The organism is Micromonospora sp. CPCC 206060, assembly GCF_036906895.1.
In the GTDB taxonomy this organism is placed as follows: Bacteria; Actinomycetota; Actinomycetes; order Mycobacteriales; family Micromonosporaceae; genus Micromonospora.
Genome location: NZ_JBAKHU010000173.1, coordinates 1 through 3249, shown reverse-complemented (window position 1 = coordinate 3249; position 3249 = coordinate 1). Strand labels below are relative to the sequence as shown.

Annotated in this window: 4 protein-coding genes; 2 read left to right on the top strand and 2 right to left on the bottom strand. The window is 65.9% G+C overall.

Translation table 11 applies throughout. From position 1 onward, the window contains the following. Together V6U90_RS32880 and V6U90_RS32875 are read left to right on the top strand one after the other, a co-directional pair. On the top strand, positions 1–873 hold an 873-nt coding region (locus V6U90_RS32880; protein ID WP_334444994.1), incomplete at its 5' end, for a DUF7710 domain-containing protein. Between the two features lie 247 nt (positions 874–1120). Continuing rightward, positions 1121–1726, top strand: coding sequence for a YdeI/OmpD-associated family protein (locus tag V6U90_RS32875; RefSeq protein WP_334444992.1), 606 nt, complete (start codon positions 1121–1123; stop codon positions 1724–1726). 129 nt (positions 1727–1855) lie between these two features. On the opposite strand, the gene V6U90_RS32870 is transcribed toward V6U90_RS32875, so the two are convergent. Both V6U90_RS32870 and V6U90_RS32865 read right to left on the bottom strand, forming a co-directional pair. Beyond that, positions 1856–2875 (bottom strand): endonuclease NucS domain-containing protein, encoded by a 1020-nt coding sequence (locus V6U90_RS32870; RefSeq protein ID WP_334444990.1) that lies wholly within the window; start codon positions 2873–2875, stop codon positions 1856–1858. A gap of 173 nt (positions 2876–3048) precedes the next feature. After that, a partial coding sequence (locus V6U90_RS32865) for a hypothetical protein (RefSeq protein WP_334444988.1) occupies positions 3049–3249 on the bottom strand: 201 nt, incomplete at its 5' end.

Genomic DNA, 3249 nt, shown 5'->3' with positions numbered 1-3249 from the left:
CAACCCACCGAACAACAAACGATCACGCAACAACCGCTAAACACCACTCCACAGGACTTGACCGCCGTGGATGGAAGCCTGAAGCGGTGGTGGACGGAGTGTGACGGACTACGCGCACGAGACGCTTTCACCGCGACGGGCGTCATGGGCGCCTACAGCAGGATCCTGCCGGCGGATGCCTTGCGTGATGCCACGGCCTCTGTCTACGCCGAGATCGCTCACCGCCTTGGCTGGCTCGAACTGGATCGGGCCTTGTCGGAGGCGGAGTTCCAGCAGTTGAGCACCGACATCGGCGGATGGGTGACGCAGGACCGGGCACTGTCCGAGGTCATCGAGACGTTCGGAGCCCCCTCGCTGTGGATCGGTGGCACCAACTCCTTCTATCCCAAGACGCTTACCTACACCATGCCCGAGCCCGACCACGACCTGATCTGCTTCCACCTGTGGAACGCCTTCGCGAACACCGAACCCGGCACTGAGCTACGGGGCGTACACACCGAGCCGATGGTTCTCGCCGTACGTCACCGGCCAGGCACATTCCCCGCCTCGTTCTCGTTCACCCCGGAAGGCCTGTGCCGCAGGCCGACGAGTGATCAGGGGAGCCCGCTCAGGTCGACTGTCTGGATCTTCCACGGTGACCGTGCTCGATACGCCTCCGGCGTGTTCGACACCCTGGACGCCGGACTCGCCTGGGCTGCCGAGCGCGAGGTGACCGGGATCCTGGCCGAGTACGCGTGCGGAGGCGCCTACGACGTCGCCGTCAGCGCGGGCCGCTTCACACCCTCGAAGGCGCACCACGGCACCGCAGACCACGTGGCCGCCTTTGGTCCGGGGTTACGTCACATCCACCTGACCGGCGGCCGGCGAGATTGACGGACATCCGCTGATGCCGAAACCCGGTCGCCATCTCGGTGGCGAGGCTCGGTAGGGGCGAAGGCGCCGGTGCTGCTGAGCCGGGTTCCGGCCTCGGAGAGACGCTCGCGGCTGCTTCATCGCGGCCATCAGGGCATGATCGCTCCGTGCAGGGCTGGACCGATGGTGACCTCGGGGCGGAGTTCGAGCAGCGGCTCGACGATCTCCTCGCGGAACTCTGCAACGGCGCAGCCGTTAGTCTGCCGTCATGGCGAGCGCCGAACTGGATGAGTTGATCGTCGCGGACGCCGACGCCCTGCGCGTGTGGTTGTCGGCCAACCACGCCACGTCGCCCGGTGTCTGGCTTGCTTTGACCAAGAAGGGCGGCACAGCCACGACGCTGACCTGGCAGCAGACGGTCGACGAGGCCCTGTGTTTCGGCTGGATCGACGGGCAGGCCCGCAAAAGGGATCAGGAGACCTCCTGGATCCGATTCACCCCTCGCCGGCCCCGTAGCTCCTGGTCACAACGCAACGTCGCCCACGTGGCCCGGCTGGAGGCGCAGGAGCGGATGCTGCCCCCAGGCCGCGCCGCGGTGGAAGCCGCGAAGGCGGACGGGCGGTGGGCTGCCGCGTACGCCCCGCCGTCGGAAGCCGAGGTGCCGGCCGACCTCCTCGCCGCCATCGCCGCTGACCCCGCCGCCCAGGCCATGTTCGACGTACTCACCAAAACCAACCGCTTCGCTCTCATCCACCGCGTCAATGCCGTCAAACGGGCGCAGACCCGCGAGCGGAAGATCAGCGAGTTCGTCGCCATGCTGGCCCGCCACGAGACGATCTACCCGCAGAAGGCCAAGCCGCCGGACTCGCAGTAATCGGTATCTTCATGATCATGTGTACGCATCTGCCGCTGTCGGCGCGCGGCGCTGCGGCCATCTGCCGTACGCACCCAGCCCAGAGCCACTTGTCAACGGAGTGTTGATCGCCGCTGACCTTGGGGCGGTTTACGGCAGGGGTTCCGCGATCTGGTGGAGGGTCCGCCCATCAGGTGCCCGGTACCAGTTCGGCGGCCAAAGTTGGGCTCGTGGCGGCTGCCCGGTGGCGGTCTCGATGATGTGTCGGATCAGTGCGATGATCCGATAGCGTTGCCCATCGGCAGCCCATTTGACGGGTCCGTTGACGTCATTGTGCCACTGCACTCGTGCCCGGTTCGGGTCAGTGCCCAGCCATGCGCGAATGCTATCTCGATCTTGGTCGACGAGATCGGGTACGACGATGGTCAATTCGGTGCCGTCCGAGATGGCACCGTGGGAGATGAGACGCTGAACAGCTGCCGCTCGGCGTTCGCCCGAGGCCCGGGCGGCTGCCTGTGTGGCGCCGCTGGATCGCGGCCGGATCATGAAGTCCTCGGCATCGGGCACGGGCAGCAGTTGCGCGACGGACAGGACCTTCTCACCGGCGGCGGTCTGGTACAGCTGGTAGCGGACCAGCCGAATGTCGATGCCTGCTTCGTACAGGAACAGGGCGGTGTTCGTGACAGTCGGGCCGAAATCTGCGGCCATGAGCACGATCCGCGGAGGGCTCAGCGTCTCGTCCGAGACTGCTTCGGCCCACTCCATCAACTGGGCCAACGCCTCCTCGCCAGTGGTCGAGCCGCCAAGATAGGCGGCATGCACATCGGCCAGGATGTCCAGGCTGAAGCGGCGAACCATCGCCGCATAGTTGATCGCCTGCATGGTCACTGTGTCCGGTGCGCGGTCGCGCTTGAGCTCCACAACCACTAGCCGTCCGGTGCGGTCAAGACCCAGCACGTCCAGCCGGTCTGCGGTCGCAGACCCTCCAACGGAAACCCATTTGCCGTATTCGAATGTGACAACCTTGACTCCTGCGCCGATCAGTTCCGGATGATCGATCACCCATTGCTGCAGGTGTTGGCGCTCCAGCAGGCCAGCCTCGGCCAAGGAGATTCGACGGGCGGGAACGGCGGTCGCGTTATCGACGCTGAACAGCAACTCCTCGGCCACGGGGCACCTCCGGCACAGACCGTACACCTCGGCACATTCGTAGAAGCCGAGCATTGTGCCGGCGCTGGACGGTCCCCGGACACCTCGACGACCGTCCTGGGCCCTGCGAGGCTTGGTGGCGGATAGGAGCTGACATGCGGGTGACGGCCTGCAGCAACGGTTCGACGAGTTCATCAGGTGCGGGGTACGGCCTTCGCGTGTCCCCCGCCGACCGGGATATGCACTTCGACCGCAGTTGGGAGCATGTGGAGGTTGACCTGGGCGTCTACGGTCGGCGCCGGCGACGGCAGCACCGGTGGTGGTCTGCGCTGGGTCAAGTCCTGTGGAGTGGTGTTTAGCGGTTGTTGCGTGATCGTTTGTTGTTCGGTGGGTTG

What these genes read in the sequence shown, in the direction of transcription:
- V6U90_RS32875 (WP_334444992.1), top strand. Translation starts at nt 1,121, where the DNA reads ATGGCGAGCGCCGAACTGGATGAGTTGATCGTCGCGGACGCCGACGCC.